The following is a 23,619-nucleotide window of genomic DNA, read 5'->3' as shown; positions in this document are numbered from 1 at the left end:
GTAGCCCCGTGACTCGCCGCGCCGGAGGCGCGGAATGTGCACGGTCATGAGCTGCATCCTCTAACAGGCATGGGGCCAATTCCGAATCGGGTCACACGTAAGGTGTCGACTGCCACTACCCAACGACGCGTGAGGCGGCTGATGAACGACAACGGGCGGACGACGATGAGCAGGCGGACGGCGATCGGTGGTGCGGCGGCGCTCGCTGCGGCCGGTTTCACAGCAGCACCCGCGTACGCCGGGCGCGGCGGTGGCGGCCATGACAAGACCGTGCGGCTGAGCGTGCTCGGCACCACGGACCTGCACGGCAACGTCTTCAACTGGGACTACTTCAAGAACGCCGAGTACGACGATGCCGCGCACAACGACATCGGCCTGGCGAAGATCTCCACGCTCGTCACCGCCTTCCGCGAGCGCGTGGCCGAGGACCGGCACGCGCCGCGACCGCTGCTGGTCGACGCCGGCGACACCATCCAGGGCACTCCGCTCGCGTACTACTTCGCGAAGATCGAACCCATCACCGGCGGGCACATCCACCCGATGGCCGCCGCGATGAACGAGATCGGGTACGACGCCGCCGCGCTCGGCAACCACGAGTTCAACTACGGCCTCGACATCCTGCGCCGGTTCCAGCGCCAGCTGCGGTTCCCGCTGCTCGGTGCGAACGCGCAGGACTGGTCGACGGGGCTGCCGGTCTTCCCGCCGTACGTGCTGAAGCGCGTGCACGTGCCGGGCAGGGCGCCGATCACGGTCGGCATCCTCGGCCTGACCAACCCCGGCATCGCGATCTGGGACAGGGCCAACGTCGAGAACAAGATCAAGTTCGGCGGGATCGTCGAGCTCGCCAAGCTCTGGGTACCGCGGGTTCGCAAGGCCGGCGCCGACATCGTGATCGTCTCCGCGCACTCCGGCATGGACCTCTCCTCGTCGTACGGCGATGCCCTGCCGGTCCCGGAGAACGCATCCGTGCTGATGGCCGAGACGGTGCCCGGTATCGACGCCGTACTGGTCGGGCACGCGCACCAGGAGATTCCCGAGCGGCTGGTGACGAACAAGGTCACCGGTGAGCAGGTCGTGCTGACCGAGCCGCTCAAGTGGGGGATGCGGCTGTCCGTGATCGACCTCGACCTGCAGCAGGTCCGCGGGTGCTGGAAGGTCGTCAGCCGGCACAGCCAGGTGCTGAACGCGAACACGGTCGCAGCCGACCCGAAGGTCGTCGACGTCCTGCAGCAGGACCACGACAAGGTCGTCGGCTACGTGAACTCCAAGATCGGCACCAGCAAGGCGGCGATGTCCGCGGCGACCGCGCCTTGGGAGGACACCGCTGCGCTCGACTTCATCAACTTCGTCCAGGCAGACGCGGTCTCCAAGGCCCTTGTCGGTACGCCGCAAGCCGCGCTGCCGGTCCTCGCGATCGCCGCGCCGTTCAACCGGGCGGCCGCGATCCCGGCCGGTGATGTCTCGGTGCGCGACGTGGCCGGGCTCTACATCTTCGACAACACGCTGCTCGCGGTCACGATGACGGGCGTCCAGGTCAAGGCGTACCTGGAGTTCTCCGCGCAGTACTACAAGCAGGTCAGCGGCCCCGGCCCGTTCGCGTCGGCCGACGTCACCAACGCACCGACGCCGACCGCGCCGACCGGGACGCCGGACTACAACTACGACGTGATGGGCGGCCTGACCAAGCCGCTCACCTACAAGATCGACATCGCCAAGGCGACCGGTTCCCGGATCCTCGATCTCGCGTACGACGGTGTTCCGGTGACCGACGACCAGCAGTTCGTGGTCGCGGTGAACAACTACCGCCAGTCCGGCGGCGGCAACTTCCCGCACGTCTCCAAGGCGCCGGTCGTCTACAACCGCCAGGTCGAGATCCGGCAGTTGATGATCGACTACGTCACCGCCACCGGCGAGGTCGACCCGGCCTCCTTCCACACCGGCGACTGGGCCCTCGTTTCCAACGGTGCCCCCATCGTCATCAACCCTTAGCTGTAAGTACGCGTCATACCCGGACATCTACCGGGTATGACGCACTTACTGGCGAGGGAGGCCGCCCGCGTGACCGAGTCCCCTCCAGACGCCCGGTTGGCCCGTTTCGAAGAGCTATTCACCTGCCACCACGACGATGTACTGCGGTACTTCGTCCGGCGGCTCGATATCCGCGCGGACGCGGCCGATCTGGTGGCGGAGACGCTGCTGATTGCCTGGCGCCGGCTGGACGAGGTGCCGGACAGGCAGATCCTGCCCTGGCTGTACGGCGTCGCTCGCCGTGTGCTGAGTAATCACCGCCGCGGCGAGACCCGCCGGCACGGTCTGGCTGACCGCCTCCGCGGCGACCTGCGAACCGCCGTACCGGATCCGCAACCGGCCGCCTTCGAGGCCGCCGAAGCCTTCAAGCAGCTGTCGGACACCGATCGCGAAGTCCTCTCCCTGGTCGCCTGGGAAGGTCTGGACACCACGCAGCTCGCCGCAGCGCTGGACTGCTCGCGGAACGCCGCCATGGTCCGCCTGCACCGCGCCCGCCGCCGCCTCGAGCGCCTCCTGGACAACACCCCGGCTGGAGCAAAGTCATGACCGATTCCCTGGACCTCCTCCGCTCCCTCGACCCAGTCGCCGCCAACGACCCCGCCGAGCAGGTCACCCCCGAGACCCGAGCCGAGCTTCTCCGCAACCTCACAGCCGAGACGCCGCCGATCCCCCTCAAAAGTGCCCGGTCGGTACGACGCCGCTTGGTGCCGGTGCTGGCCGCCGCAGCCGCGGTAGCCGCGATCACGGTCTTCGTGGTCCACGTGCCGGGCGACAACGACCGGCCGCAAGCCTTGTCCTTCACCCCCCACGGAGAGGTGATGAAGGTCCGCGTGGTCGACCCGTTGGCGGACAGCAAGCGCTTCAACAAGGAGTTCAAGGAGCACGGCCTCGACGTCAAGCTGGTACTGGTCCCGGCATCGCCGTCCATCGTCGGCGACAACGTGGCCATGGGAGCCTCCTCCGGTGCGGCCGCGGCACGAATCACCACGACCATGTACCCCGCAGGGTGTGAAGAGCAGCGAACCCGTCCTTGCGTTCCGGAGTTCACGATCCCCCTCGACCTCCAGGGGCAGGTGGATCTGGTGATCGGCCGCGCAGCCGAGCCGGGTGAGGAGTACTCGTCCGTCGGCTCCGTCGACGGCCGCGGCGAGCCGCTGGCGGGTGTCAAGTTCGTCAACCAGACCGTCGGTGACGTCCTGAAGGTTCTGGAGCAGCGTGGCTTCACGGCGGAGTACCGGGTGCAGTCCGGGGAGCGGAGCGACGCTCCGGACACGGTGCCGGCATCGTGGTTCGTGCACGATGGCGCGGCCGCGTCGGATCATCACGTCATCCTGTTCGTCGGACCGAACCCGCAGGGCTGAGGTCAGCGGTAGGCCAGCTCGTGGGCGTTGCGCTTGCCGACGAAGAACCAGAGCAGGCTGCCGATGAACGGCGCGATCACGATGAAGATGATCCAGACCAGCTTCATCCCGGCGGAGGCCGGCGAGAACAGCGCGCTGAAGAACGCGGTGATCACGAACAGGAAGTACGCCGCGACAACGGCGAGGACTCCCGTGGTGCCGACGAAGGCCCAGAACTGGTCGGGCTCGGTGGACGAAGCGGTGTGTGCGATGAGGGTCAACATGCCTCCAGCATCTCGGGAACGGGTGCTGGAGGCATCGGTCGAGTAGCTCAAACCGCGGTAGTACGAAGGTGTTAGATGCCGGCCCGTTCGTCGGTGCCGCTACGGTTTGGGGTATGCGATTGGCCTGGTGGGACGGGAAGCGCCGGATCCTGGCGTTCGACATCCTGTTCGCGTTGGCGGTCGCGGGCGGTCTGGCGCTGGAGCTCGTGAACAACCGAGCGGATCACTGGTACACGTTCCCGCTGCTCGTGGTGCCGTTTGTGGGAATGCTGGTCCGGCGGCGGTTCCCCCTGCTGTTCATGGCGATCACGCCGATCGCGCAGTGGTGGCCGAGCGTGCAGGTGACGATCGCGGCGTACACCGTTGCCAGCCGCAAGGGTTTGCACTGGCAGACCGCGGTCTCCTTCGTCTACGGCAGCGCCGTGATCGTGTTCTGGCCCGGCAAGCGGGGTGAGTCCGGGGTCGGTGCGGACATCGGGTACATCGTGTTCTTCGTTCTGGTGCCGACGCTCCTGGGGCTCTGGGTCTACCAGCGGCGCGCACTGCTCGTCGCACTCAGGGACCGCGCCGAGCAGGCCGAGCGCGAGCGGGACCTGCGCTCGGAGCGCGTGGTCGTCGCCGAGCGGCGGCGGATCGCGCGCGAGATGCACGACGTGGTAGCCCATCGGGTCAGTGCAATCGCGCTGCAGTCCGGCGCGCTGACGATGACCGCTCCGGACAAGCAGACCGAAGAGGTCGCGGAGGTCATCCGCAAGACCAGTACGGCGGCGCTCACGGAGCTGCGCGAGATTCTCCAGGTATTGCGGGACGAGCTGCCCGGTGAGCCGGGACACGTCGCGCCCGCGCTGGACGCCGTACCGGTGCTGGTCGCTGATGCGGTGGCGACCGGGCTAAAGGTGAATCTCGAGCTGCCCGACCCGATTCCCGAGGTCTCGGCGGCGGCCGGGCGGGCGGCGTACCGGGTGGTGCAGGAGGCGTTGACGAATGCGACCAAGCACGCGCCGGGTGTCGTGGTGACCGTGAATATCAAGGCTGACAAGAAGAATCTGGCCGTCGAGGTGAGCAACCCGCGCGCTGTCGTGCCGTCGGAGGTTCCCGGGTCCGGGTATGGGCTGTTGGGGATGCAGGAGCGGGTCACGTTGGCGGGTGGCACACTGCAGACCGGGTGGGATGACGGTGTGTTCAAGGTGAAGGCAAACCTCCCGGTGAAGGCGGCGGAATGATCAAGGTGCTCCTGCTCGACGACGAGGGGCTGGTCCGCAACGGGATCCGGCTGATCCTGCAGGCCGGCGGAACCGCCGAAGTGGTTGCCGAGGACACCAATGGTGCGAACGTCGTCGAGCTGATCGAGCAGCACCACCCGGACGTCGTACTCACCGATATTCAGATGCCGCAGGTGAACGGGATCGAGGTGACTCGGCGGGTGAACGCGCTGCCGGATCCGCCGCCGGTCGTCGTACTGACCACGTTCGATCTGGACGAGTACGTGTATGAAGCATTGCAGGCCGGGGCGACCGGGTTCCTGCTCAAGGACATCGCGCCGCGGGCGTTGGTCGAGGCGGTCGAGCAGGCGGTCCGCGGCGACTCGATGCTCTCGCCGAAGATCACCAAGCGGCTGATCAGCTCCTACACCGCCCACCCCGCACCGGGCCCGGCCGACGCCGGCGACGACCCGCTTCAGGAGCTCACCCCGCGCGAGCGCGAGGTGGCGATCGAGGTCGCCGAGGGACTGAGCAACGCGGAGATCGCGGGCAAGCTCCAGCTCAGCGAGTCGACCGTGAAGGTCCACATCACCCACATCATGGCGAAACTCGGCCTGTCCAATCGGACGAAGTTGGCCCTCCTGGTGCACGACATCGGTCTCGCCTAAGACCTCGGGATGACAGCGGTCCCACCTGAGGTCCGACGAATGCGGGTGCCGGAGTGCCTAGATTCGAGGCATGTTCACAAGACCTGTCGTAGCAACCGTTGCCCTGACCACCTTGGCCGCCGTCGGCCTCGCCGTACCGTCCTCGGCGGCACCTTCATCCGGTACGGCGGGCTCGATCGGGGTCGGTGACAAGGTCTGGCCGGAGCTCGGCAATGGCGGGTACGACGTCCTGGACCAGCGACTCGACCTACGGTTCGCCAAGGGGCTCGCGTCGTACACGGCGAGCACGACGCTGACCGCGCGGGCGACGCAGAACCTGAGCTCGTTCGACCTCGACCTGCTCGGTCCGAAGGTGACCGGCGTCCGGGTGAACGGCGTACCGACGACCTGGAAGACCACCCCACAAGGCGAACTGGTGATCACCCCGGCCAAGTCGCTTCGGAAGCACCTGCGCTTCGTCGTCCGCGTCGACGTCCGCAACAATCTTCCGCAGGCCACGGAGAAGGATCCGTTTCCGCCTGGTCTGCAACGCTACGGGGGCTGGGTGCAGACCGTGAACCAGCCGTCCGGTGCGCGCCGGATCATGGCCGTCAGCGATCACCCGGCTCAGAAGGCACCGACCACCTTCTCGGTCACCGCGCCGGCCACGCTGAACTCGATTGCCAACGGCAAGCTCATCAGCGTCCGCAAGCACGGCGACGCGACCACCCGCGTCTTCCGGGAGGGGCGCAAGATCGCCACCGAGCTGATCCAGATCGGCGTCGGCCCGTTCACCGTCCTGCATCGGACCGGTCCGCACGGCCTGCCGCTGCGATACGCCGTACCGACCGCACAGCTGAAGGAGATCGAGCCGCAGTTGGCGTCGTTCGACCGGTCGATCAGATTCATGGAGCAGCGGCTCGGCCGGTTCCCCGGGACGGAGGCGGGCGCCTATGTCTCGGCGCTCGGTGGTGAACTCGAGACGCAGGGGCTGACGCTGATGGCGGCCGACGCGATGACCAAGGAGGGGTTCGAGAACAACGGTACGGCGGGCGTCGTCCTGCACGAGGTCTCCCACGAATGGTTCGGGAACTCGGTCTCGCCGCGGCGGTGGGCCGATCTGTGGCTCAACGAGGGACACGCGGTTTTCTACACGAACCAGTGGTCGGCCGCGCAGCATGGCTGGTCGGTCGAGAAGTCGATGCGGCATACGTACGAGGAGGCCGGGAACGACCTGCTCGTGAACGGACCGATCGCGAACCCGGATCCGAGCACCTGGAAGGGGGATGCAGCGCCCATTCGGCCGTACAGCAGCGCGGCGTACCAGGGTGGTGCGCTGACGCTCTACGCGCTGCAGCAGACGGTCGGGGCGAAGACGTTCGAAGCGATCGAGCGCGCCTGGGTACACCGCTACGCGAACTCGAACGCCGGGACCGAGGACTTCATTCGGCTCGCGTCGACAGTGGCCGGTCGCGACCTCGGGCCGCTGCTCCGGTCCTGGCTCTACAGCAAGACGCTCCCCGCGATGCCGGGGCACCCGGACTGGAAGGTCGGTCCGGCCTAGGGCAACTGGGTGTGGGCAAGTTGAGTAGGCAATCAGCCCCCAAAATTGCCCACACTTTCCCTTGTATATAAGGGCTTTTGGTCGAAAACTGTCGGTGGGCGTGGCTATGCTTTGAGGTATGGAGATCTTGGCCTTGCCCCCGGTGTACTCGCTGAATGTCAGCGGGCTGGTGGCTGGTCTGGACGCCGCGCATGCCGCCAAGGCGATGCTTGAGACCTTCATCCTGCAGGCGAGCGGGCGGCTGGACGAGATGGGTGCCGCCGAAGAGCTTGGGGCCCGTGACACCGTCGATTTCTTGTCGACGCGCTATCGACTGATCCCGACCGAGGTCCGCAAAGACCTCGCGTACATCGCTGCTCTGCCCAAGTATCCGGCGGTGGCTGATGCCTTGCCTGATCCGACGGACCCAGCCCGTCCGGCGACGGTGCGCCCTGCGCAGGGGCGGGTGATTGTCGAGACGTTGGAGAAGGCTCCTTCGAGTGTGCCGGTGGACGTGCTGGAGGTCGCCGAGGAGCAGTTGGTCGGCCTGGCCCGCGACCGCGATCCGCGCGAACTGGCCGCCGTTGGCCGCGATGTCCTCGCGCGGCTCGACACCGATGGTGCCGAACCGGCCGAGGACGACGCCCACGCGAAGCGGTCGCTGCGGCTGCGGCAGGTCGACGGCGGTGTGACGTTTTCGGGGTTCCTGCCCGGTGCGAGCGGTGAACAGCTCACCACGCAGATCCACGCCCTGTCCAAGCCGCACAAGACCGTTGACGGGGATCGTGATCCGCGGTCCCTGGACGAGCGCCGCGCCGACGCGTTGGCCGTGATCCTGGATGCGGCAGCAGGAAACCCCGACTACCCAGGGATCCCGCATCTGACGGTGACGATCGATTTCGACGATCTCAAGGCCGGTACGACGGGTGCGGTCGGCGAACTGTTCTTCGGGGGCAACCTGTCCGCCTCGGCTGTCCGGCTGCTCGCCTGTGACGCCGCCGTCCTGCCGATCGTCCTCGGCGGCGACTCGCAGCCGCTCGATGTCGGCACCGAGCAACGCTTCGTGAACCGCTACATCCGCCGCGCGCTGAACAAACGCGACAAGGGTTGTGTGGTGTGCAAGGCACCCCCGTGGATGTGTCACGCCCACCACGTGCAGCATTGGGCCGACGGCGGTCCCACCAGCCTGCAGAACCTGGCGTTGCTGTGTGCTTCACACCACCGGGCCGTCCACGCACGCCAGTGGACGATCTCCATCACCGACGGCATCGTCCAGGTCACCCGCCCGCCCTGGGCCGACCCGGCAGCGGTCACCGATCCTGCTGTCTTGGCTGCTGCCATCAGCTGGGCCACCCCTGCCCACACCACCCGCGCCCGCGCCGGTGTCGTGAGTAACCCGGTCCATGAACAGCCCGACAGGCTCCCGACCGGCAGGGCTCTTCCCGATCCGGACCTGGCCGCCCGCCGTGAGGCCTTCAGCGCCAGGCTGAGGTCAGGGGTGCCCAGCGACTTCGATCCCTGGGGAATCAACGCCACCCCAACCTCCGGCCCGTAAGCCGTTGCTGCCCACGTGGCCCTGGGCGGCAACGACACCCGCAGATCCCCTGCGCGGCCCCGGCCACCCCACAGATGTCCAGTCACCCCCGCACCCCAATCACCACTCGGGGTTCCGGGGGCACTGGCACGTCCCGCCGCGGCGCCCCGACCCCACCGGCGGGGTCTGTTAACGAGTTCTGGATGTGCGTTGTGGGCTGGTGAGGAGATGGTTGCGGCTGGGGTGCGTGAGGTGCGGTAGCGCGGAAACTTCTGGTCGCCATTTGCACAAAGCGTTCCACCCAAACCACCCGGACGGGGCAACCGGAGACGGACGGGACCTCAAGCCGCCTGTCCCGCTCTAAAACCACCGCGGCGAGTCACCTCACAGGCCTCCTCGCTGCTGGCCGCAACCACAGCACGTAACCTCAAACAACCTGAGCCTCGGTCGCCGACCTCGCCAGCCCCCTTAGCCCCTGCGGCGGCCAGCCACCCGCCTCTAATCGGCCGAAGCGGCGAGCAACCATCCCCAGACGTCTCCGGCCGAGCCTCCCCAGCCCACCGCCAACGGAAAGAATTCCCTCACCGGGTACCCAAAACCCCGCTGGGCGAGAAGACCCCGCACCGGACCCGAGCCACCCACCGCACACAGCACCTCGCCACTGGAAGCGACCCCAGCCCAAGCCACAGCAGAGATGTTCCGGCCTACGGCCCGCTGGTGAGGAGCGAGGCGAGAGCGCGAGCGAACCGCTCTGCGGAGACGGGACCGGCCGGGCGTCCGTAGTACTCCTCGGCCAGGAAGAAGCCGACCATTGCGGACAGCATCACCTGGGCCGCCGCCTCGGGGTCGTCCCGCACGGCCTGGGGCGGCGCGAGGGACAGTATCTCGGCCATCCCGGACTCGATGCTGGCCTCGAACGCCGTTGAGCGCAGCCGCTCGACCAGGTCTGGGTTCCGCCCGCGCTCCCACACCAGGATGTGGATGAGTGGACCGAGGTCGCGCAGAAAGTCCAAGTCGGCCCGGAGCCGCGTGGCGAGCTGCTCGGTGGCTTCGCCGTCGGCCTCGCCGCGGGCCGGCGGCACCCTGTCGCGCGCTCGGGCGAGCTCCCGGTCGACGAGGGCGTCGACCAGCTCGGTCTTGTTCCGGAAATGCCGGTAGAAGGCTCCGCTGCCGGCGGCGAGGCCGGCGGCAGCCTCGATCGCGGTGACCGGGACCGCGGCGACACCTCGCTCGGCGAACAGCGCGAGAGCCGCGTCAATGATTCGGTCGCGGGTGCCAGTAGCCACAACCCAACCCTAGTGCCAGGCGTAGACGTAAGAACGCTCTTACATTACCGTCGGGTATGTCCCGCCCCGACCCCCAGGAGAAATGTCATGCGTCGTCTGCTCCTCAGCCTCGCCCTGGTCACCGGTGCCCTCGCGGCAACGCCGGCGACCGCCACCGCGCAAGCCGTCGCCGCCACGGCTTGCTCCCTCGCGCCTACCGGCGGCACCGTCACCCGCAGCTTCTTCCCCACCTCCACCCGCTCCTACAATCTCCGGGTCCCGGCCGGCCTGACCGGCAGCGCCCCGCTCCTGCTCAGCCTGCACGGACTCGGCTCGGCGCCGTTCTTCCAGGAGCAGGCGACCGGCTGGAGCCAGACCGCCGACGCGAAGAAGTTCATCGTGGCCTACCCAGCCGGTGACCTGAACTGGAATCTGGCGGTGGGGTCGCCCGACGTCGGGTTCCTCCGCGACGTCGTCGACCAGATCGCCGCCGAGCATTGTGTCGACCGCTCGCGCGTGTACGTCGAGGGTGGCTCCCTCGGCTCGTGGATGAGTCAGCGGGCGGCGTGCGACGCCGCAGGCACCTTCGCCGCGGCCGCGGGATTCATGGGCGGGTCGCCGAACACCTTCGGCGGTTGCGGACCCAGCCGGCCGATCGCGGTCGCACTCTTCCACGGCGAGAGTGACCCGCTGATCCCGATCGCGGAGGGTCGCCGTACCCGGGACGAGTGGGTCGCACGGAACAAATGTTCTCCGGTGCCCGTGACTGAGCCGGTCGCCGACGGTACCGCCCAGACCTACGGAGGTTGCGCTGCCGGCGTCGCGGTCAGTTGGCGCTCGTACCAGGGCCTCGGGCATGCGTACCCGACCGGTGCAGCCGGTGAGGACTTCCGCGAGCGCGCATGGAGTTTCCTGTCCGCCCACAGGCTGCCGTGATCTCGCCCGCATGAAGCGAGTACTGCTTGCCCTCGTGGCGCTACTGGTCGGCATCACCACGACATCCGTTCCCGCACGGGGTGGAACGGATGTCCTGCCACCGACGATCCCGGCTGTGCGTGAGTGGGCTCCCGGAGGCGTCGGCTACACCTTCACGAGCAGCAGCAAGGTTGTCGCGGCCGGCTCCGTGCTGGCCGGCCCGGCCCGGCTGCTGGCCGAGGATCTTGCCACGGTGATGAACCGGCCGGTCAGCTACGTCGTCGGCGGCCCGGTGCTGCCGGGCGACATCGAGCTGCGGTTGGGTACGGCGTCCGGCGGTCCCGAGGGCTATGTGCTGCAGATAGGGCAGGTGCTTGGCGTCGAGGGTGCGATGGCTGGGGTTCGGCTCGGCACCCGCTCGGTTCTCCAGTTGCTCCGCCAACAGACCCGCCTGCCCGGTGGCCGGGTGCGCGACTGGCCGACGTACCAGGAGCGGGGATTCATGGTCGACCTCGGCCGGAAGTACCTGAGTCCCGGCTGGCTACGAGCTCAGGTTCGCGAGATGGCCTATCTCAAGCTCAACTACCTGCACCTCCATCTGTCCGACGAGCACGGTTTCCGGCTGGAGAGCGCAACCCATCCGGAGATCACCGCCGAGCAGCACTACAGCAAGCAGGAGATCCGGGAGCTGATCGCGTACGCGGGCCGCTACGGCATCCAGGTGGTCCCCGAGCTCGACTTCCCCGGGCACATGCAGACGAGCCTCGCCGCTCATCCCGAACTGAAGCTGGTCAACGCCAACGGTCAGGTCCAGCACGGAAACATCGACCTGTCGCAACCGGCGGCGTACGACCTGATGCGTGACTTGATCACCGAGTTCCTGCCACTCTTCCCCAGCCGTTACTGGCATATCGGTGCGGACGAGTACGTGCAGAACTTCGCCGAGTACCCACAGCTCGAGCGGTACGCCAAGCAGCGCTACGGACCGGCGGCCACCGGTCAGGACGCCTATCTCGGCTTCGTGAACTGGGCCGACGGGATCGTCCGGGCGGCCGGCAAGACCACGCGGATGTGGAACGACGGCCTCACCCGGACCGGCGGCACGCTCACGGTGAACCCGGCTGTCGTCGTCGAGCACTGGTCGATGAGCGGCCTGACGCCGTGGGTCGGACCGGCCTGGCGCCCGGCCGAACTGGTTGCCGCGGGCCACAAGGTGATGAATGCCTCGATCACGCCGACGTACTACACCGTGGGCGGGTTCGGCGCACTGCTCAACACTGCGCCGGCGGTCATGTACGACGCCTGGGACCCAGGCCTGTTCGTCGATGGCAGCAGGCTGCCCGCGACAGACAATCTCGGCGCCGAGCTGCACCTGTGGTGCGATCAGCCTGATCGGCAGAACGAGCAACAGCTGGCCGCGGAGGTGTATCCGCGGCTGCGGGTGATGGCTCAGCACACGTGGCGAAGTCCCGCGCCGCCGTTCTACACCCAGTTCGCGGGGCTGATCGCCGCGGTCGGCTCGGCCCCGAGCCCTTGACCACCAGAGAGGCTAAGTGATTTAGTCACTTTGTGACTTACTCAGCGTCCGAAGCGCCCCCCAGCCTGTCCGACCGGTTGACCGAGTCGATTCTCGGCATCATCCGGGACGGCGGGCTGGGCCCTGGTGACGCCATCCCGTCGGCGCGTGAGCTCGCGAAACGCTTCGAGATCACCACGCCGACCATTCGGGAGGCGCTGCGGAAGCTGGAGGCGACCGGCGCGGTCGAGTTCCGGCACGGCTCCGGGACGTACGTCGGCCCCACCATCAACAACGTGGTCCTGGCCAACCCGCACCGGCCGCCGATCACCAAGGAGTCGGTGCTGCAGCTGATCAGCGCCCGCCTGGTGATCGAGCCGGCCATCGCCGCTCAGTCGGCCGCCGCGCGTCAGCCGGAGAACCTGGAGCGGCTCGAGGCCGCGGTCACCAACGCACTCGTCCCGCCGGGCGGACCGTCGTTCGCGCTGAACTTCCACATCGAGCTCGCTGGCGCCTCGGGCAACCCGCTGCTGCAGGAGGTGCTGGCCTCGCTGCTCAAGGTGCGGCTCCGCGAGCAGCAGCAGATCCGCGCGCTGTATGACAACCGCACGCGCGATCACGAGGAGCACCAGGCGATCGTGGACGCCGTACGGGCGCAGGACGCCGAGCGCGCCGAGCGCCTCACCCGGGAACATCTGGACAACATCCGGGCTGCCGTGGAGTCCGCTGACGCCTGGGGGCAGTCGTGAAACTCGCCGAGATGACCACCGACGAGGCCGCCGAGGCGGTTCGCCGGTCGCCGCTCGTGATCATCCCCGTCGGTGCGCAGGAGCAGCACGGCGGCGGGATGGCGATGTCCACCGACACCGTGCGCGCGGTCGGCGTCGCCGAGCGGGTCGCCGAGCGACTGGCCGGCCGAGCCGTCATCGCCCCCGTCGTCCCGTACGGCGTTTCGCCGCACCACCTCGCCTTCGCCGGCACCATGTCGTTGTCACCGGCAACCTTCATGCAGGTGCTCCGGGATCTGATCACCAGCCTGAATCTCCATGGCTGGAAGCAGTTCCTCGTGGTCACCGGGCACGGCGGGAACAACGCCGCGCTGTCGGTGCTCTCGCAGGAGTACCTGCGCGAGGACCTCACCTTCGTCTGGACACCCGTCACCGAAGTGGTGTCCGACCTGATCACCGATGTCAGCGAGGTGCACGGCCACGCTGGGGAGGCCGAGACCGCGCAGATGCTGTATCTGGCGCCGGACCTGGTTCAGGCCGACCGCCTGGAGCCGGGCGCCACCACGCTCGACGAGCTCTCCGTCCCGGCCCGGCTGGCCCGTCGCGGTCGGGGGCCGCGGATCTCGGTCGGGTTCGACGAGTACCACAAGCGTGGCGTGCTGGGTGATCCCCGGACCGCCACTGCCGAGGCCGGCCGACTCCTCGTCGAGACCGCCGCCGACCGGATAGCCGCCTTCGCCGACGAGCTCCTCTCGGCCTGACCTCACCCGTACCTCGCACCCCCGCTCACCCCGTCCCGCCGCACCCCCCACCCGACCGCATCTCATGGGTTCACCCACGAGGTTGTGGGTTATAGACCCGCATGCGGGTGGGGAACCCACAACCTGATGGGTTAACCCATCAGATGGTGCGGGAGGGAGCTCGCCTGAGGAGGCACCCCTGATGAGATTCGCACGCCCTAAGACTGTTGCTGCGATTGTGGCGGCGGCCGGCCTGGTGACTGCCGCCACCATGTTGCCCACAGCAACTGCATCCACTGCATCCCGTACGGCGGGCTGTGGCAAGGCCGCGGCCACCGGTGACTACACCGTCGCGAGTGGCGGTCTGACGCGCACGTACCGGCTGCATGTGCCGGACAACTACAAGCCGTCCAAGACCTACCCACTCATCCTCGTTTTCCACGGCCGCGGCAAGACCGGCGCCCAGACCGAGGCCTTCTCCGACCTGTCGAAGTTGGATGCGGTCGTTGCCTACCCCAACGGTGTGATCGGGGACGAGGGCAAGCAGGCGTGGCAGGGCGCGCCGTACGCGGCCAAGGGCGTCGACGACGTGAAGTTCACCGCCGACCTGCTGGCCCAGCTGGAAGCCAACTACTGCGTCGACACTCGCGCGGTCTACGCGACGGGTAAGTCCAACGGCGCAGGCTTCGTCGGCATCCTCGCCTGCAAGATGGCGGATACCTTCGCGGCGATCGCACCGGACTCCGGGGCGTTCTACATCGAGGGCGGTCGCTGCGCGCCGAGTCGGCCAATCCCTGTCCTCGACATCCACGGCACCGGTGACACGACGATCCCGTACGGCGGCGACGGTCAGCGCGACCTCCCCGACGTACAGACGTGGGTTCGGGACTGGTCGGTGCGCAACCATTGCGATCAGGACCCGAGGGTGTCTCAGCAAGGCGATGACGTTCTGACGTACACCTACAAGGGGTGCGACGCTGACGTGGTGCACGTCGCCGTGACGGACGGCGGCCACACCTGGCCGGGTTCGGACGCAACCTCGGGTCCGGGCTATGTGACTCAGACCTTCGAAGCACATGAGCTGATGGGCAAGTTCTTCAAGGAGCACAGGCGATGAGCACCGCAACCGATACGAAGGAGCTGCCACGCCTGGTCCGGGCGATGGCGGTCATCGAGCGGGCCGGTAACGCGTTACCGCATCCGTTCTGGCTGTTCTGGATCCTGTCCGCGATCCTCGCCGTGGTGAGCGCGATCCTGGCCGCGCTGGACGTCTCGGTCATCTCGCCGAAGGACGGCAAGGAAGTCGCCGTACAGAATCTGTTGTCCGGTGACGGCTTACAGATGGCTGTGTCCACAGCGATCTCGAACTTCGCCGAGTTCCCGCCGATGGCCACGATCGTGGTTGTCATCATGGGTGTCGCGCTCGCCGAGCGGACGGGATTCCTGCAGTCGCTGATGAAGGTCAGCGTCTCCCGGGTCCCGACGTCGATGGTGGTCTTCGCGGTCGCCTTCGCCGGGACGATGGCCCACGTCGCGTCAGCGGCGGCGTACATCATCCTGGTTCCCCTTGGTGGGTTGGCGTTTCGGGCGGTCGGCCGATCGCCGATCCTCGGCATCGTGGTCGCCTACACCGCGATCGCTTCCGGGTACGACGCCAGTCCGATCCCGACGCCGAATGATGCGATCTTCGCCGGTATCACCGAGGCCGCGGCCAAGACCATCGATCCGAACGCGTCGATCTCGCCGCTGTCGAACTGGTTCTTCAACATCGCCTCGTCGGTACTGCTCGCGCTCGTGATCACGCTCGTCACGCGGTTGGTGCTGAGCAAGCGGGACGACCTGGAGGCCGATCCGGATGCTCCCGGTGACGATCCGGACGCGCTGACGCTGTCCGCCGTGGAGCGGACCGGCCTGCGGCGGGCCGCGATCGTGTTCGGGATCGCGGCGGTCGCGATCATCGCCGTACTGGTTCCGCACAACTCACCGTTGCGTGGCGAGAACGGCAGCATCGTCGAGTCGCCGTTCCTGGACGGGATCGCGATGGTTGTCGCGGTGCTGTTCGGACTGGTCGGCATCACGTACGGCGTGACCGTGAAGGCGATCGAGCGGGCCGGCGACGTACCGAAGCTGATGGGTGAGGGGATCAAGCAGATGGCACCGGTCCTGGTGCTGTTCTTCGCGATCGCGCAGTTCCTGGCCTACTTCAGCTGGAGCAAGATCGGCGACCTGCTGTCGGCCGAATCGGCCCGCTGGCTGGGCGATCTCGGGGCGCCGACGATCGTGATCTTCCTCGGCATCCTGGTGCTGCTGACGCTGATCAACATCCTCGTCACCAGTGGTTCGGCGATGTGGTCGCTGACCGCGCCGATCCTGGTCCCGATGATGCTGCTGCTGAACGTGCCGGCCGAGACCACCCAGGCGCTCTTCCGGATCGCCGACTCGGGCTCGACCGCGATCACGCCGATGAGCCCGTACTTCGTGATGGCGCTCGGGTTCCTGCAGCGGTACCGCAAGGACGCCGGCGTCGGCACGCTCGCGTCGTACACGGTGCCGTTGGCGATCGCGATGACCATCGCCTGGACGGCGTTGTTCCTGATCTGGTGGGCGCTCGGGATCCCGCTCGGGCCGGGAGCTCCGGTCAGGTGAGGTTGACCCCGGCAGCACGCAGGTCGCTCAGGGCCTGCTCCGTGCTGCCGGGGGCCACACCGGCGGTCAGGCCCGTGAGGACCGTCGTACCGAAGCCTTCGACGCGGGCGTCCAGGGCGGTCGCCCGCACGCAGTAGTCGGTGGCGATCCCGCAGACGTCGACCTTGGTGATGCCGTGCTCGCGGAGCCACTCGGCAAGGCCGCGCCCGCCCTCATGGGACTTGCCCTCGAAGCCCGAGTACGCCGCTTCGTACTCACCCTTGTCGAAGATCGCGTCGAACGGCTGCGGGTCCAGGTTCGGGTGGAAGCTGACGCCGTCGGTCCCGGCCACGCAGTGTCGCGGCCAGGAGTTGACGAAATCGGGCTCGTCGGAGAAGTGGTCACCCGGGTCGATGTGATGATCCCGGGTGGCCACGACGTGCGAGTACTCGCGCTCGTCGGGCTCGGCCTCGTGCCACTTGTGCACCAGCTCGCCGATCCGGAACGCCACATCGGCGCCCCCACTCACGGCCAGGCTCCCGCCCTCGCAGAAGTCGTTCTGCACGTCCACCACGATCAGTGCCCGAGTCATGTCCCCACGGTACAAGGCACGATGCGATTACTGGTGCAAAAGGGCGCCCCCGGTCACTCGGATAATCTCACCCTGGATCGCCGGGGTCCGGGGTGAGGTCAGGAACAGGATCGTGTCGGCCACCTCGGTCGCCTCCGGCAGCCGGCGCGCGCTGAACTGCTGCGCGATCTGGTCGGTTGCCTCCTTCGGCAGCACCCGGTGCTTGCCGTCCTCCAGCGTGATTCCGGGCATCACGATGTTCACGAGAACGCCGTCCGCACCGAGGTCGTGACTCAGTGCCATCACCAGCCCGTGCAGCCCCGCCTTGGCGGCGCCGTACGGCCACGAACCCGGCAGCGGGCGAGCGGTGACATCGGTCGACACCAGCACCAGCCGCCCGGCCTCCGACCGCCGCAACGAAGGCGCGACCTGCTGCACGAACCGGAAGTTGCCTTCGAGGTTGGCCCGCAACACCTCGGTCCACCAGTCCTCAGGCGCGTCCTCGATCTTCTCCGGCCGCCCGTGGAACCCCAGACTTCCCCAGTTGACCGCGTTCCCAACCGCGACATCCAGCCCACCCCACCGCTCGACAACAGCAGCCACCGCGGCCTCGATCGACCCGGCGTCGTTCAGATCCATCGGTACGGCGAACCCCTGCCCGCCGGCCGCCTCGATCTCGGCCACCACCTCCGCGGCCGCCTCCTTCCGCGACCCGTAGGTGATCGCGACCCGAGCGCCCTCCCGCCCGTAGGCGATCGCCGCTGCCCGCCCGATCCCGGACGACCCACCCGTCACGAGTACCGCCGCGTTGTTCAGTCCCAGCTCCATGAACCGCTCCCATGAGATAGTTAGCCGACTACATGAAGAATTTAGCCGACTAACTACTTCCTGGCAACTGTCGACGCTCCGCCTGGATCTAGCGGAGCCGCTCCGCGACTTTCACTACTGCTGGTCCAGCGGGTGATTGCCACGAATCAGGGCGGCCGGGTCGACCCGCTTCTTGATCTCGCGGAGCCGGGACAACGTCTCAGCCGGGTACAGGCGCTCGATCGGTTCCTCGATGGCGAAGTTCACCGGGACGCGATCACTCAGCGATGGCTTCACCGCGTCCAGCAGCCCGAGCAGTGCCGTGTCCACAGCCTGTTCCAGCTCCGGCGCCAAGGCGGCGCCGCCGGTCAGTAGGAAGTAGGGCTCGCTGACCGGGCCGCCAGCTCCGTCGGCTTTGCCGGACTGCGCGAAGGCGCCGCCGAGGTGGCGTACCTCAATGGCGCCGACGAGCGGAAGTCCCGCGTCGACCGCATCGAGCAACGCGTCGATGGCCTGGTCGCCGAACGCGGTCAGCAGCCCGGCCCGTCCGACAGCCGGCATGGGATCTTCGGGCTCTTGGGAGATTCGGCCCACCTCGGCGAGCGGGAGCTCGCCGAGCGCATCGGCGAACGGCGTACCGGCGGCTCGGATCGGTGCGATCAACTCGTCCATCCCGGACATGTCGCCAAGGAACGCAACATCGATCGCCACCATCCAGCGACCGCGCATCGGCGCGGGGACGAACGGTGCATCCGGGACATTCAGCAGCCATGCCCACACGGTCAGCTCGTCAGGTGCTGACGACGTGACGCTGGCAAAGGCCCGTAGTACTGGGCGGGCGTGTTCGTAGTGCCACAGCATCCGGCCGCCGTGAATCGTGTCGCAGGGAGTCAACTCGAGCTCCACCGACGTGACCACCCCAAACTCGCCGCCGCCGCCCCGCAGCGCCCAGAACAGATCAGGGTCGGTATCGGCCGCGACGTGCTGGAAGTTGCCGTCGGCATCCACCAGGCCGAAGGACCGGACCTGATTCGCAGCCAACCCGTACTTGCGTCCGAACCAGCTATAGCCGCCTCCGAGGAGATAACCGATGACCGAGACGTCTCCGCTGCTGCCCGGCAGCGAACTCAGCCCGGTCCCGTCGAGAGCTGCGTTCAGGTCACGCCATTTCACCCCGGCCTCGACCCGGACGGTCTCCGCGCCGATGTCGATCCCGGTCAGGTCGCCGGTACGCAGCAGGATGCCCGGACCGGCAGTGGCTTTCGAGGCGCCGTGACCACCCGGCTGTGTGATCACCGGTACGCCGTACTCCGCGGCCACCCGCACCGTCGCCTGGATATCCGCCAGATCGGCCACCTGCACGATCGCTACCGGCTGCTGATCGACCAGCAGATGCCAGGCCCGCCGCTCCGCGTCATACTCCGCGTCGGAGGCTTCGAGCACCCGGCCGCCGACGTGGTGACGCAACTGCTCGATCAAGCCATTCACAGTCCGGTCCTCGTTCTTCCAAGTCATTGTCATGAGTTGTCCTACCGATCAGCGGTTGGTCGGTTGCCGGTGGCAAGCAGTAGCTCTTCGCGCAGCAACTCCGCTGTCTGCGCCGGTTGCGACAGGAAGGGCGAATGGCCTGTGTCCATTCGGCGTACGGTGCCGATGCGTTGAGCGAATCGCTCGCCCATCGCGCGCGGGACGCCGGCGTCTTGATCCGCCAGGATGTAGGTGGCTGGGATCGACCGCCAGGCCGCCTGGGTCAGAGGTTGCACCATCGATGACAGGGACTGCGGCCCGAGCGCGGCGGCGGCCTGGGTGGCGGCCTGCTGGTCCAGGTCGTTGTAGAAGACCTGTTCGGCATCGCGCATCACGAGATACCCCTCGGGCTCGTGGACCTGCCAGTGCGGGGGATAGGTGTTGCCGCGGTTGCCGAGCATCGACTCGCCGACGTCCAGTACGAACGCGTTGAGGTAGACCAGCCGGCTGACGTTGTGAACTCCGGTGAGGGCCTGCGAGGTCGGCGTTCCGCCGTAGGAGTGCGCGCAGACGACCACGGGCCCCGCGATGGCGGTCACGACATCGCGGATCCGGAGCGCGTCGTCGTACATGCTCCCCAGCCGTTGGACGGGAACGGGTGCGCTGGAGGGCAGTTGCACCGTCTGGACGGCGACGTCGGGCAGTTCGGCGATGAGCAGGTCCCACATCGAGACGCGATGAAAGGCGCCGTGGACCAGGACCAGGGTGGGCTGAGTTAGTTGCGAATCGCAATGCACTCGGCGAGCCTATGCGGAGTGCGTTGCGAAACGCAATCGACTACGCTGAGGCGGTGACGGATTCTGTGGATCATCCCGCCGTTGCTCCGCGAGCATGTCCAGTGGCCGCATCCCTGGAGGTGCTGGGGGAGCGGTGGACTCTGCTGGCTATTCGTGAGCTGTCCTACGGCGTGCACAGGTTCGACCAGATCGTGCGGAATACCGGCGCGTCCAGGGACAAGCTGGCCGATCGGCTCCGCAAGCTCGCCGCTGCGGGCGTGATCGAGCGTCGGCAGTACAGCGAGCGTCCGCCGCGCTTCGAGTATCACCTGACGGCCGCGGGTGAGGAGCTCCGGCCAGTGTTGCTCGGCTTGGCGCTGTGGGGCGACAAGTGGGTCTTCCATGATGGCGAAAGTGCTGCCACCCACTCGTGTGGTCACGGGGTCGAGATCGACTACCGGTGCAGGCACTGTGGTGAGGCGGTATCCAGGGAGAACATCGACCTGGTGGGTTCCTGAGATCGCCGGGCCGGCCCCGCTCGGCAGGTGTTTCTGTTGCACGTTGCTGCAATTCGGTGTCGGTTGCCCCGTCTGATCGGGTACGGTCCCGCCGGGGGATTTCATTCGACAGCGATCTTTTGGTGGGGACTTGTGAACATCGACTTCGGGCTTGACCCGACGTTCTCGTGGTACGTCGTGCTGCTGTGCCTCAGCGGCGCGATCATGGTGGGTATGGCGCTCGCGAACGTCGGCGGGCAGTCGAACGGGGCGAGGATCTTCAGCGGCGTCGTGGGCGCGGCGTTCCTCGGCTACGGCGTCTACCTGGCGTTCATCTTCCAGGGCGGCAGCTACATGATGTTCTTCCAGGCGTTCATCCTGCCGGTGCTCCTGGTGGTCAACTTCGTCCGCGGCGCCCTGGCCCGCCGGTCGGAGGCCCCGCAGGTGAACCAGGACCAGCACTGATCCTGCTCCGGCGGGCCGGCCATCGCCGGGTGCCGTGGAAGAACGGTCAGGGCGTCACGTACGACGTGGCGCAGTCGGGTTCGCCCGACTTCGCCTGGCGGCTGAGCTTCGCTGAGGTCGACCGTCCGGGAGCGTTCTCGACGTTCCCGGAGGTCGACCGGATCATCACGTTGGTGGCCGGTGAGCAGCTGGCGTTGACGATGCCGGGTGGTGTGGTTCAGGTGCTTCGGCCGTTCGAGCCGTTCGCGTTCCCTGGTGAGGCTGAGGTCTGGGCCGACACATCAGTTGCCACGGTCAACTTCAACGTGATGACGCGGCGTGGACAGGCATCGGCTGAGGTGGTCTGTCAGCGGATCAACGGGGAGCAGTCCTTTGGCTTCAACGGATTTCTCGTGGTGCTGGCGGGGTCGCTGACGGTCGACGGCGAGGTGCTTGGTCCGCTCGATGTCGTCCGCGACCCGGCTCTTGAGGTCAGCGGTGACGGAGTGGTGGCGGTGGTTGCTTTGAGCCCCAATCCGTAGCTGACTCGGTCATCCGGAGGTGGAGTTCACCGCCGGCGATCACCTCGTCGTGCGTGATCCAGGCCCGATCCAGCGGTACGCCGTTCAGGGTCGCGCTCTCCACGTGGATGCCGGCGCCAGTTCGTCGTACGGCGAACTCCGTGCCGCGCGTGGTGCGGAACGTGGTGGCGTCGAAGATCGGGCTGCCGAGGATGTAGACCTTGTCGACCGGTGAGACGGGGTAGAAGCCGGCTGCGGCGAAGATGTACCAGGCGGACATCTGGCCGCAGTCTTCGTTGCCACCAAGGCCTTCCGGGCCGGTGCCGTAGCCGTGGTCGCAGATGTAGCGGGACCACTTCTGCGTGAGCCACGGCGCACCGGCGTACGTGAACATGAACGCCATCTGGTGCACGGGCTCGTTGGAGTGGTTGTAGAAGTCGTTCCACTTCATCAGGTCGGCCGGTGGGGTGTTCTCGAAGATCGCATTCAGTCTTTCGATGAAGAGGTCCGGTCCGCCGACGAGCTCGATCAGCCCGGCCACATCGTGCGGTACGAACCAGCCTTGCTGTTCCGGGTTGCTCTCGGCGCAACCCTCGTCCGGACCCATCCAGGAGCCGTCGGAATGACGGCCGCGGAACCAGCCGACGTCCGGGTTGAAGACGTTGCGGTAGTTCTGCGCGCTCGCATCCAGGGGTTGCGGGTCGTCGCCGAGGTGTTCGGCCAGCCGGGCCAGCGCGTGATCGCTGTAAGCGTTCTCGAGAGTGGTGGACAGCGCTTCCGTGCCGGTGGAGTAGCCGAGCTTCAGCCAGTTCTCCAGGTCGCCGCGGTTCGAGCGCCCGGCCGGACCGAGGGCTACCTCGCGGCTGAAGCGATAAGCCTTCTCGACGTCGAAGTCGACGATCCCCTTGAGGACGGCCTCGGCGATGATGTTGATCGCGGGGTCACCGAGCATGGTGCCGGTCTCGGTGCCGAGGAGTTCCCAGCGTGCGAGGCCTCGGACGCGTCCGGAGTCGGTGAGGTCGATCAGCGTGCGGATCTGATCGGTCACGACCTTCTCGTCGATGATGGTCATCAAAGGCATCTGCGCCCGGAAGACATCCCAGCCGCTGAAGACCGTACGGCGTTCGTACGAGTCGTCAGCGCCGATGTCGCAGAAGCGGCGGGGTTCGATCATCGAGTGGTAGAGCGCGGTCCGGAAGATCTGCCGCTGATCCGCGGTGCCGCCGTCGATCTCGACCTTCTCCAGTACGTCCGACCACAGTCGCCGGGTCGTGGCGACGGCGGCGTCGAAGCCCCAGTCCGGGAGGTCGTGGGCGAGGTTCCGGCGGGCGCCTTCGGGGCTGGTGTAGGAGATGCCCGCCTTCGCCAGCAGTTCCCCGGATCCGGTGAACTCGGCAACGAAACCCGCCTCCGCCGCGATCGTCGTACAGGCTGTGTCTGCTCGGACTTCGTCGCCTTCCCAGTTGCCGAAGGCAATGATCCGGCGATTGAAGGTGAGCGTGAAATAGACCGTGTACTCGGGTCCCTTGCCGCAGATCCAGCCGCCGCCGGTGCGGTCGCAGCGCATCCAGCCCTCGACGGTGTACGCGTCCAGCTTGGTGAAGGACTGCTCGACCGAATGGGAGCCGTCGAAGCCGATCCGGCGGGCCAGGTCGACCTTGATCCGCGGGTGGTCGTCGGCGAACGTGAATCGGAGCATCCCCGCGCGTGGTGCGGCGGTGAGTTCGACGCGGACGTCGTACCGGTCCAGGTCGACCGCGTAGTAGCCGGCGCTGACCACCTGGTTGCTGTACGGGCTGTTGGCCGCCACCCGACCGGTCACCAATGATCCTGTCTGGGGCATCAGTTGGAGGTTGCCGAGGTCGCCGTAGCAACCGATCCCGCCGAGGTGGGTGAAGCTGAACCCCTCGATGGTGTCCATGTCGGCCGAGTAGCCGCTGCCGTGATCGCCGCCGCTGATCGTGTCCGGGCTGAGCTGCACCAGCCCGAACGGCGTCACCGGCCCGGGGAAGGTCTTCCCGCAGGCGGTGTCGGGGAGCGTGGTGAGTGCTCCGATCAGTGGGTCGATGTCGTCGACGGCCTCACGCTGGTTCATCGAGCAAGTCCTTAGTGGTTTCGGGCAGACAGTGCGGGGTCTCCGGGCAGCCTTTCCCCGGAGGCCGGGTGGTC

Annotated in this window: 23 protein-coding genes; 16 read left to right on the top strand and 7 right to left on the bottom strand. The window is 67.4% G+C overall.

Translation table 11 applies throughout. From position 1 onward, the window contains the following. Window positions 1-129: 129 nt before the first annotated feature. The 3 genes from ACFVWG_RS39950 to ACFVWG_RS39940 all read left to right on the top strand — a co-directional run bounded on the left by ACFVWG_RS39950 (window position 130) and on the right by ACFVWG_RS39940 (window position 3,389). Entirely contained in the window at window positions 130-1,989 is a 1,860-nt protein-coding gene (locus ACFVWG_RS39950; protein ID WP_391548737.1) for a bifunctional metallophosphatase/5'-nucleotidase, read from the top strand. Window positions 1,990-2,058: 69 nt separating this feature from the next. Next, a complete protein-coding gene (locus ACFVWG_RS39945) occupies window positions 2,059-2,574 on the top strand; it encodes an RNA polymerase sigma factor (protein ID WP_391548736.1) in 516 nt (171 codons plus the stop codon). Then, the gene (locus ACFVWG_RS39940; protein WP_391548735.1) at window positions 2,571-3,389 is read left to right on the top strand and encodes a hypothetical protein; all 819 of its coding nucleotides are present in this window, start codon (window positions 2,571-2,573) and stop codon (window positions 3,387-3,389) included. Before ACFVWG_RS39945 ends, ACFVWG_RS39940 begins: the two co-directional genes overlap by 4 nt. Window positions 3,390-3,391: 2 nt before the next feature. Here the strand turns inward: ACFVWG_RS39940 and ACFVWG_RS39935 are convergent, their stop codons facing one another. After that, window positions 3,392-3,652, bottom strand: a complete 261-nt coding sequence (locus tag ACFVWG_RS39935; protein WP_391548734.1) for a PLD nuclease N-terminal domain-containing protein — start codon at window positions 3,650-3,652, stop codon at window positions 3,392-3,394. A 113-nt stretch (window positions 3,653-3,765) separates the two neighbouring features. On the opposite strand from ACFVWG_RS39935, the gene ACFVWG_RS39930 reads away from it, so the two are divergent. The 4 genes from ACFVWG_RS39930 (at window position 3,766) to ACFVWG_RS39915 (ending at window position 8,599) form a co-directional block, all read left to right on the top strand. Beyond that, window positions 3,766-4,875: a sensor histidine kinase gene (locus ACFVWG_RS39930; RefSeq protein WP_391548733.1), complete on the top strand. Its 1,110-nt coding sequence runs from the start codon at window positions 3,766-3,768 to the stop codon at window positions 4,873-4,875. Then, entirely contained in the window at window positions 4,872-5,522 is a 651-nt protein-coding gene (locus tag ACFVWG_RS39925) for a response regulator (RefSeq protein WP_391548732.1), read from the top strand. The genes ACFVWG_RS39930 and ACFVWG_RS39925 overlap by 4 nt, the downstream gene beginning before the upstream one ends. A 70-nt stretch (window positions 5,523-5,592) precedes the next feature. Then, window positions 5,593-7,065, top strand: a complete 1,473-nt coding sequence (locus ACFVWG_RS39920) for a M1 family metallopeptidase (protein WP_391548731.1) — start codon at window positions 5,593-5,595, stop codon at window positions 7,063-7,065. Between the two features lie 118 nt (window positions 7,066-7,183). Beyond that, entirely contained in the window at window positions 7,184-8,599 is a 1,416-nt protein-coding gene (locus tag ACFVWG_RS39915) for a DUF222 domain-containing protein (protein ID WP_391548730.1), read from the top strand. A gap of 683 nt (window positions 8,600-9,282) precedes the next feature. Here the strand turns inward: ACFVWG_RS39915 and ACFVWG_RS39910 are convergent. Further along, window positions 9,283-9,864, bottom strand: coding sequence for a TetR/AcrR family transcriptional regulator (locus ACFVWG_RS39910; RefSeq protein WP_391548729.1), 582 nt, complete (start codon window positions 9,862-9,864; stop codon window positions 9,283-9,285). Between the two features lie 87 nt (window positions 9,865-9,951). Here ACFVWG_RS39910 and ACFVWG_RS39905 point away from each other — a divergent pair, with 87 nt between their 5' ends. The 6 genes from ACFVWG_RS39905 (at window position 9,952) to ACFVWG_RS39880 (ending at window position 16,388) form a co-directional block, all read left to right on the top strand. Next, window positions 9,952-10,779, top strand: coding sequence for an alpha/beta hydrolase family esterase (locus ACFVWG_RS39905; RefSeq protein WP_391548728.1), 828 nt, complete (start codon window positions 9,952-9,954; stop codon window positions 10,777-10,779). Window positions 10,780-10,789: 10 nt separating this feature from the next. Next, the gene (locus tag ACFVWG_RS39900; RefSeq protein ID WP_391548727.1) at window positions 10,790-12,295 is read left to right on the top strand and encodes a glycoside hydrolase family 20 protein; all 1,506 of its coding nucleotides are present in this window, start codon (window positions 10,790-10,792) and stop codon (window positions 12,293-12,295) included. Between the two features lie 32 nt (window positions 12,296-12,327). After that, the gene (locus ACFVWG_RS39895) at window positions 12,328-13,023 is read left to right on the top strand and encodes a FadR/GntR family transcriptional regulator (protein ID WP_391548726.1); all 696 of its coding nucleotides are present in this window, start codon (window positions 12,328-12,330) and stop codon (window positions 13,021-13,023) included. 11 nt (window positions 13,024-13,034) lie between these two features. Next, window positions 13,035-13,763: a creatininase family protein gene (locus tag ACFVWG_RS39890; protein ID WP_391548725.1), complete on the top strand. Its 729-nt coding sequence runs from the start codon at window positions 13,035-13,037 to the stop codon at window positions 13,761-13,763. Between the two features lie 181 nt (window positions 13,764-13,944). Next, entirely contained in the window at window positions 13,945-14,859 is a 915-nt protein-coding gene (locus ACFVWG_RS39885) for an alpha/beta hydrolase family esterase (protein ID WP_391548724.1), read from the top strand. After that, complete coding sequence (locus ACFVWG_RS39880) at window positions 14,856-16,388, top strand: AbgT family transporter (protein WP_391548723.1); 1,533 nt, start codon at window positions 14,856-14,858, stop codon at window positions 16,386-16,388. The genes ACFVWG_RS39885 and ACFVWG_RS39880 overlap by 4 nt, the downstream gene beginning before the upstream one ends. Here ACFVWG_RS39880 and ACFVWG_RS39875 read toward each other — a convergent pair. The 4 genes from ACFVWG_RS39875 to ACFVWG_RS39860 all read right to left on the bottom strand — a co-directional run bounded on the left by ACFVWG_RS39875 (window position 16,381) and on the right by ACFVWG_RS39860 (window position 20,009). Further along, window positions 16,381-16,959 (bottom strand): nicotinamidase, encoded by a 579-nt coding sequence (locus ACFVWG_RS39875; RefSeq protein WP_391548722.1) that lies wholly within the window; start codon window positions 16,957-16,959, stop codon window positions 16,381-16,383. The two genes, ACFVWG_RS39880 and ACFVWG_RS39875, sit on opposite strands and share 8 nt — an antisense overlap. Window positions 16,960-16,986: 27 nt before the next feature. After that, window positions 16,987-17,766, bottom strand: a complete 780-nt coding sequence (locus ACFVWG_RS39870) for an SDR family NAD(P)-dependent oxidoreductase (protein WP_391548721.1) — start codon at window positions 17,764-17,766, stop codon at window positions 16,987-16,989. Window positions 17,767-17,880: 114 nt separating this feature from the next. Further along, a complete protein-coding gene (locus ACFVWG_RS39865) occupies window positions 17,881-19,266 on the bottom strand; it encodes an FAD-binding oxidoreductase (protein ID WP_391548720.1) in 1,386 nt (461 codons plus the stop codon). Window positions 19,267-19,274: 8 nt separating this feature from the next. Beyond that, window positions 19,275-20,009 carry an alpha/beta hydrolase gene (locus tag ACFVWG_RS39860; protein ID WP_391548719.1) on the bottom strand — a complete coding sequence of 245 codons (735 nt, stop codon included), beginning with the start codon at window positions 20,007-20,009 and terminating at the stop codon, window positions 19,275-19,277. 53 nt (window positions 20,010-20,062) lie between these two features. Here ACFVWG_RS39860 and ACFVWG_RS39855 point away from each other — a divergent pair, with 53 nt between their 5' ends. From ACFVWG_RS39855 to ACFVWG_RS39845, 3 genes are all read left to right on the top strand, one after another. Further along, on the top strand, window positions 20,063-20,506 hold the full coding sequence (locus ACFVWG_RS39855) for a winged helix-turn-helix transcriptional regulator (RefSeq protein ID WP_391548718.1): 444 nt from the start codon (window positions 20,063-20,065) through the stop codon (window positions 20,504-20,506). A 132-nt stretch (window positions 20,507-20,638) separates the two neighbouring features. Further along, complete coding sequence (locus ACFVWG_RS39850) at window positions 20,639-20,950, top strand: hypothetical protein (protein ID WP_391548717.1); 312 nt, start codon at window positions 20,639-20,641, stop codon at window positions 20,948-20,950. A gap of 29 nt (window positions 20,951-20,979) precedes the next feature. Further along, window positions 20,980-21,471, top strand: coding sequence for a HutD family protein (locus ACFVWG_RS39845; RefSeq protein ID WP_391548716.1), 492 nt, complete (start codon window positions 20,980-20,982; stop codon window positions 21,469-21,471). On the opposite strand, the gene ACFVWG_RS39840 is transcribed toward ACFVWG_RS39845, so the two are convergent. Beyond that, window positions 21,422-23,545 carry a GH92 family glycosyl hydrolase gene (locus ACFVWG_RS39840; protein ID WP_391548715.1) on the bottom strand — a complete coding sequence of 708 codons (2,124 nt, stop codon included), beginning with the start codon at window positions 23,543-23,545 and terminating at the stop codon, window positions 21,422-21,424. The two genes, ACFVWG_RS39845 and ACFVWG_RS39840, sit on opposite strands and share 50 nt — an antisense overlap. Window positions 23,546-23,619 lie beyond the last annotated feature (74 nt).

The sequence above is a fragment of the Kribbella sp. NPDC058245 genome, assembly GCF_042882005.1.
Classification (GTDB): domain Bacteria; phylum Actinomycetota; class Actinomycetes; order Propionibacteriales; family Kribbellaceae; genus Kribbella.
The sequence above is the reverse complement of the archived record's forward strand: the minus strand, read 5'-3'. Positions and strand labels throughout refer to the sequence as shown.

What these genes read in the sequence shown, in the direction of transcription:
- ACFVWG_RS39940 (WP_391548735.1), top strand. Translation starts at nt 2,571, where the DNA reads ATGACCGATTCCCTGGACCTCCTCCGCTCCCTCGACCCAGTCGCCGCC.
- ACFVWG_RS39935 (WP_391548734.1), bottom strand. Translation starts at nt 3,652, where the DNA reads ATGTTGACCCTCATCGCACACACCGCTTCGTCCACCGAGCCCGACCAG.
- ACFVWG_RS39930 (WP_391548733.1), top strand. Translation starts at nt 3,766, where the DNA reads ATGCGATTGGCCTGGTGGGACGGGAAGCGCCGGATCCTGGCGTTCGAC.
- ACFVWG_RS39925 (WP_391548732.1), top strand. Translation starts at nt 4,872, where the DNA reads ATGATCAAGGTGCTCCTGCTCGACGACGAGGGGCTGGTCCGCAACGGG.
- ACFVWG_RS39920 (WP_391548731.1), top strand. Translation starts at nt 5,593, where the DNA reads ATGTTCACAAGACCTGTCGTAGCAACCGTTGCCCTGACCACCTTGGCC.
- ACFVWG_RS39915 (WP_391548730.1), top strand. Translation starts at nt 7,184, where the DNA reads ATGGAGATCTTGGCCTTGCCCCCGGTGTACTCGCTGAATGTCAGCGGG.
- ACFVWG_RS39905 (WP_391548728.1), top strand. Translation starts at nt 9,952, where the DNA reads ATGCGTCGTCTGCTCCTCAGCCTCGCCCTGGTCACCGGTGCCCTCGCG.
- ACFVWG_RS39900 (WP_391548727.1), top strand. Translation starts at nt 10,790, where the DNA reads ATGAAGCGAGTACTGCTTGCCCTCGTGGCGCTACTGGTCGGCATCACC.
- ACFVWG_RS39890 (WP_391548725.1), top strand. Translation starts at nt 13,035, where the DNA reads ATGACCACCGACGAGGCCGCCGAGGCGGTTCGCCGGTCGCCGCTCGTG.
- ACFVWG_RS39885 (WP_391548724.1), top strand. Translation starts at nt 13,945, where the DNA reads ATGAGATTCGCACGCCCTAAGACTGTTGCTGCGATTGTGGCGGCGGCC.
- ACFVWG_RS39880 (WP_391548723.1), top strand. Translation starts at nt 14,856, where the DNA reads ATGAGCACCGCAACCGATACGAAGGAGCTGCCACGCCTGGTCCGGGCG.
- ACFVWG_RS39875 (WP_391548722.1), bottom strand. Translation starts at nt 16,959, where the DNA reads ATGACTCGGGCACTGATCGTGGTGGACGTGCAGAACGACTTCTGCGAG.
- ACFVWG_RS39870 (WP_391548721.1), bottom strand. Translation starts at nt 17,766, where the DNA reads ATGGAGCTGGGACTGAACAACGCGGCGGTACTCGTGACGGGTGGGTCG.
- ACFVWG_RS39865 (WP_391548720.1), bottom strand. Translation starts at nt 19,266, where the DNA reads ATGACAATGACTTGGAAGAACGAGGACCGGACTGTGAATGGCTTGATC.
- ACFVWG_RS39840 (WP_391548715.1), bottom strand. Translation starts at nt 23,545, where the DNA reads ATGAACCAGCGTGAGGCCGTCGACGACATCGACCCACTGATCGGAGCA.